General features: G+C 71.2%; 6 protein-coding genes and 2 pseudogenes. 6 read left to right on the forward strand and 2 right to left on the reverse strand.

Annotated features, from left to right (window positions below):
• Positions 1-161: pseudogene (locus JNW89_RS28030) on the forward strand (oxidoreductase); the annotation flags it as partial.
• On the opposite strand, the gene JNW89_RS28035 reads toward JNW89_RS28030, so the two are convergent.
• A complete protein-coding gene (locus JNW89_RS28035; protein WP_238451363.1) occupies positions 146-871 on the reverse strand; it encodes a thymidylate kinase in 726 nt (241 codons plus the stop codon). The pseudogene JNW89_RS28030 and the gene JNW89_RS28035 overlap by 16 nt on opposite strands.
• A gap of 86 nt (positions 872-957) precedes the next feature.
• Between JNW89_RS28035 and JNW89_RS28040 the strand changes: the two genes are divergently transcribed.
• The 4 genes and pseudogenes from JNW89_RS28040 to JNW89_RS28055 all read left to right on the forward strand — a co-directional run bounded on the left by JNW89_RS28040 (position 958) and on the right by JNW89_RS28055 (position 2,824).
• The gene (locus JNW89_RS28040; protein ID WP_375155153.1) at positions 958-1,638 is read left to right on the forward strand and encodes a nucleotidyltransferase; all 681 of its coding nucleotides are present in this window, start codon (positions 958-960) and stop codon (positions 1,636-1,638) included.
• Complete coding sequence (locus tag JNW89_RS28045; RefSeq protein WP_088960633.1) at positions 1,635-1,901, forward strand: hypothetical protein; 267 nt, start codon at positions 1,635-1,637, stop codon at positions 1,899-1,901. Before JNW89_RS28040 ends, JNW89_RS28045 begins: the two co-directional genes overlap by 4 nt.
• Positions 1,902-1,914: 13 nt before the next feature.
• Positions 1,915-2,690 (forward strand): annotated as a pseudogene (locus JNW89_RS28050) (metallophosphoesterase).
• Positions 2,681-2,824 carry a GPGG-motif small membrane protein gene (locus JNW89_RS28055; protein ID WP_165947907.1) on the forward strand — a complete coding sequence of 48 codons (144 nt, stop codon included), beginning with the start codon at positions 2,681-2,683 and terminating at the stop codon, positions 2,822-2,824. Before JNW89_RS28050 ends, JNW89_RS28055 begins: the two are co-directional and overlap by 10 nt.
• A 171-nt stretch (positions 2,825-2,995) precedes the next feature.
• Here the strand turns inward: JNW89_RS28055 and JNW89_RS28060 are convergent, their stop codons facing one another.
• Entirely contained in the window at positions 2,996-3,772 is a 777-nt protein-coding gene (locus JNW89_RS28060; protein WP_238449323.1) for a M23 family metallopeptidase, read from the reverse strand.
• 262 nt (positions 3,773-4,034) lie between these two features.
• Between JNW89_RS28060 and JNW89_RS28065 the strand changes: the two genes are divergently transcribed.
• Positions 4,035-4,723, forward strand: a 689-nt coding sequence (locus JNW89_RS28065; RefSeq protein WP_238451365.1) for an ABC transporter substrate-binding protein, incomplete at its 3' end; no start/stop codon positions are given.

The raw sequence follows: 4,723 nt of genomic DNA on the forward strand, positions 1-4,723 counted from the left end.
CCAGCGTGATCGACACCCCGGCGAACCGGGCCGCCCAGCCGGGCGCCGACCACAGCCGCTGGGTGACCCCGGCCGAGATCGCCCCGGTGATCCGCTTCCTCGCCTCCGACGATTCCGCGCCGACCAGCGGGGCGGCCGTCCCGGTCTACGGTCGGGCCTGAACCGGCGACCGCCCCCGGATCGGCGCGGCGACCGGCACGTCGGCAGCCGACGCGTCGACGGCCGGCGGGCCGGCCTCGGCCGGTAGCCAGGCCGCCAGGTGGGCGCGGATGCGCCGCTCCACGTCCTCCGGCGCGCCACCGGCGTCGACCAGCACGAAGCTCGGGTACTCGGGCAGGGTGCGGTACGCGGTGTCGGCGGCGGTCAACCAGCCCATCGTCTCGTGGTCGTCGCCGCGCCGCTCAATCCGCCGGTACGCCTCCGCCGGGTCCACGGTGAGCAGGAAGGTAACCTGCGGGGGCGGGAAGACCCGGTAGCCGACCCGGGCCAGCCGCTCCCAGCGCTGCCCGCCGTGCGCCCGGATGCTGGCGTACTGGCAGGCGGAGTAGCGGTCCATCACCGCCGTGCGGCCGGTCACCAGGCAGCTCAGCAGCGCGGCGGCGATCGCCAGCCAGCGCAGCACCGACTCCACGGCCAGCACGCCGTTGCGCCCCACCAGGCGCTGCGCGTCGGGGCGGCCGAGCCGATTGGCGAGCCGGCCGAGCCAGCGCCGGCCGCCGGCGTTGCGGTGGTAGGTGGCAGGCCGGCCGGCCGCGGTGAGCGCGTCGGCGAGCCGGTGCGCCTGGGTCGTCTTGCCCGAACCGTCGATGCCGATCAGGGCGACGCGGCGAAGTCGGGCCTTGCCGCCGGTCGCCCGCAGTGATCTGGCCACCCTGCACAGGTTATCCGACCGGCGCTCGCCTCCCGGCGGTTTGCCCGATTGATGGCCCGGTGACCAGTCTCCGATCGCCCCCAGGTGTGGGTGGCGGGCGGGCCGGGTACGCAACGTCATTTCCGACCGCCTGTCCACCTTCACGACGACGGGAGAACCAGATGGCCGAGCGCGGGGACGAGAGCCTGTTGCACACCCTCAAGCGGGTCGCCGCCGTGCTCAAGCAGAACGACATCCCCTTCGCCCTCGGCGGCAGCTTCGCCGTCTACGCGCACGGCGGCCACTCCAGCGAGCACGACGTGGACTTCCTGCTCCGCGAGGAGGACGTCGAACGGGCGATGGAGGCGCTGGTCGCCGAGGGCTTCACGGCCGAGCGCCCACCGGAGGACTGGCTGGTCAAGGTCTACGACGAGGGGCGGATGGTGGACCTGATCCACCGACCGATCGAGACCCCGGTGACCGAGGAGACCTTCGCCGACACCGTGGTGCGCCCGGTGGACGCCATCCACATGCCGGTGCTGTCCGCGACCCGGCTGATGGTGCACAAGCTGCTCAGCTTCTCGCAGCACTACTGCGACTTCGCCCGCGGCCTGCCGCTGGCCCGCTCGCTGCGGGAACAGATCGACTGGGAACGGGTACGGAAGGAGACGCAGCACTCGCCGTACGCCGAGGCGTTCCTGGTGCTGCTGGACCGGCTCGACGTGGTGCCGTACGGCGGCACGCCCGTGCCGTACGCCCGCACCCCCGAGGGAGAGGAGACACCGTGACCGAGCATGGTGCCGGCCCGCCCGACGAGTACGTCGAGGCGGAGATCCACCGGCTGCTCGCCGAGGATCCGGACGTCGCCGAGCAGGGAATCACCGTGGTCCACCGGGAACGCGGCCTGGTCCTCTACGGCGAGGTGGAGACCCCGCACCGGCGGGAGGAGATCCTCCGGCGGGTCTCGGAGCGCTTCCCGGACCTGCCGATCACCAGCGACATCGGGGTGATCCGCGCGCAGGCGCCGACCCAGGTCGAGGAGCTGCCGTGAGGGGGGTCCGACGATGATCCGGATCGCCGCCGTCGGCGACGTGCACGTGGACGAGGACGTGGTCGGCCGGTTCCGTCCGGCCCTGGAGGAGCTGCCGGACTGCGCCGACGTGCTGCTGCTCGCCGGGGACCTGACCCGGCACGGCACCGAGTCCGAGGCGCGCTGCGTGGCCCGGGAGTTCGGCGGGCTCGGGGTGCCGGTGATCACCGTGCTCGGCAACCACGACCACCAGTGCGACCAGGTGCCGCAGGTGGTCAAGGTGCTGGAGGACGCCGGGATCACCGTGCTGGAGGGGACGGGCACGGTGGTGGAGTGCGCCGCCGGCCGGCTCGGCGTGGCCGGGGTCAAGGGCTTCGGCGGTGGCTTCGCCGGCCGGTGCGCCAGCGACTTCGGGGAGCCGGAGATGAAGGCCTTCGTCCGGACGACCAACGAGAGCGCCGAGGCGCTGGGGAAGGCGCTGCGCGAGCTGGACTGCGACCTGCTGGTCGCGCTCACCCACTACTCCCCCGTGCCGGACACGCTCGCCGGCGAACCGCTGGAGATCTATCCGTTCCTGGGGTCGTACCAGCTGGGCCAGGCGATCGACTCGGCGCCGACCGCGCTGGCCCTGCACGGGCACGCCCACGCGGGCACCGAGCGGGGCACCACTCCCGGCGGGGTCCGCGTCCGCAACGTCGCGCACCCTGTGATCAAGCAGGCGTACAGCATCTTCCACCTCGGCGATCACCTCGAATGATCTCCCAGGTTTCCGGGATCGGAGAGCCGGGTATTCAGCCGCCATGGAGCTGATTCTCTGGATTCTCGCAGTCGTACTCGTGGTCGCCGGCATCCTTGCGCTGTTCCGCCGGCAGATCCTGTGGGGCGTCGTCCTCATCGTGGTGGGCCTGCTGGTCGGCCCGGGTGGTGTCAGCATCTTCAATTGACGCTGGTTTCGCGTCACCGGACCCGCCGGGGTCGTCGCTTCCGGAATCTCCGTCCTCCCAGACCTGGAGATCCGGCAGCGACGACCCCGGCGCCGTGCGTCCGGGGCAGCTCAACAGCTGAGCCGACGTGGGGGCCCCGGCCCGGCCGGGGCCCCGCCGCGCGTCCGCGCCTCAGCAGCGCGGCACGTTCGGGATCCACCCGTCGTAGCCGGTGTAGACGTACGCGTCGGAGATGTACCGACCTGAGCCGATCCGGTCCCAGATCGAGCTGGTGCCGTACGTGCCGGTGACCGTGGTGCCGGTGGTCTGGCAGTAGATGGTCACCGTGGCGCCGTCGGCGACCGAGCCGACCGCGCTGTAGCCGGTGCCGGGGCCGGAGCGCACGGTCAGGTCCGCGCCGGCGGTGTTGACGGTGCCGGTCGCGGTGCCGCTGGAGCAGGCGTTGTCGCTGGTGTAGGTCTTGGTGCCCCAGTACAGCGCCAGCGCGCCGTTGAACCGGACCTGAATGTCGTTGCCGCTGAGCCGCTGCTCGTAGTGCAGGTGCGGCCCGGTGGAGCCGCCGGTGCTGCCCACCCAGCCGATCACCTTGCCGTAGCCGACGGTCTGGCCGACCGAGACGTTGAAGCCGTTGAGGTGGGCGTAGTAGGTGGTGTAGCCGCCGCCGTGGTCGATCCGGACGTACTTGCCGTAGCTGGTGCCGCCGAGGTCGGTGACCCGGTCGACGGTGCCGGGGGCGCTGGCCACCACCGGGTCGCCGAGGTCGTCGGTGCGGTTGAAGTCGATCGCGTACGCCGGGCTGTGGTCGGACCGAGTCTGCCCGGACCAGGACTGGCCGCAGGGGAATGGCACCTTGAACGTCGGCGCGGCCAGCGCGGGGCTCGCCGGGGCCACCAGGGCCACCGAGGCGAGCAGCGCGGCCGCGGCCAGACTCCACCACCGTCTACGCATCCAGCACCTCCAATGTTGAGATTCTTCAATCTGCTGGGCATAGCGTGGCAGAAACCTCCATCGATGGGAAGTGGCACGCGGTGCAGGTCGCGACTACTGCGCGGGAGCGTGCCCACGGCCGGTGGGGCGGGTTTCGGGATTGTTACCGGGCCGTGTCCGGCCAGGGCTGGACCGGAGGTCATGCAAGCGCTTACATGTGGAGACGACCATCGGACCGGCGCGGCTTCGACTCCTCCACGCGCCGGCAAGGAAGGAGAACGGCATGGCGTTTGCCAGATCACGCCAGGCTCTCGCGATCGCCGGCGTACTGGGGCTGGCGCTCGGCGCCACCGCCTGCGGCACCGGCAACGACAAGAAGAGCAGCAACGCGGGCTCCGCGGAGTGCGCCGCATACGAGAAGTACCAGGGCCACGACGGCAAGAAGGTCACGATCTACTCGTCGATCCGGGACATCGAGGCCGACCGCCTGGAGCAGTCCTGGAAGCAGTTCGAGGACTGCACCGGCATCACGATCGACCACGAGGGCAGCGGCGAGTTCGAGGCCCAGCTGGGTGTCCGCGTCGACGGTGGCAACGCCCCCGACCTGGCCTTCATCCCCCAGCCGGGTCTGCTCAAGCGGTTCGTCGACGCCGGCAAGGTCAAGACGGTCGGCGCCGACACCAAGGCGCTGGCCGAGCAGAACTTCACCCCCGACTGGCTGAAGTACAGCACCGTCGACGGCAAGCTCTACGGCGTTCCGCTCGGCTCCAACGTCAAGTCGTACGTGTGGTACTCGCCGAAGACCTTCAAGGAGAAGGGCTGGCAGGTCCCGACCACCTGGGACGACCTGATCAAGCTCAGCGACACGATCGCGGCCAGCGGCACCAAGCCGTGGTGCGCCGGCATCGAGTCCGGTGACGCCACCGGCTGGCCGGCCACCGACTGGATCGAGGACGTCATGCTCCGGACCCA

This window comes from Micromonospora sp. 4G55, assembly GCF_016803375.1.

What these genes read in the sequence shown, in the direction of transcription:
- JNW89_RS28060 (WP_238449323.1), bottom strand. Translation starts at nt 3,772, where the DNA reads ATGCGTAGACGGTGGTGGAGTCTGGCCGCGGCCGCGCTGCTCGCCTCG.
- JNW89_RS28055 (WP_165947907.1), top strand. Translation starts at nt 2,681, where the DNA reads ATGGAGCTGATTCTCTGGATTCTCGCAGTCGTACTCGTGGTCGCCGGC.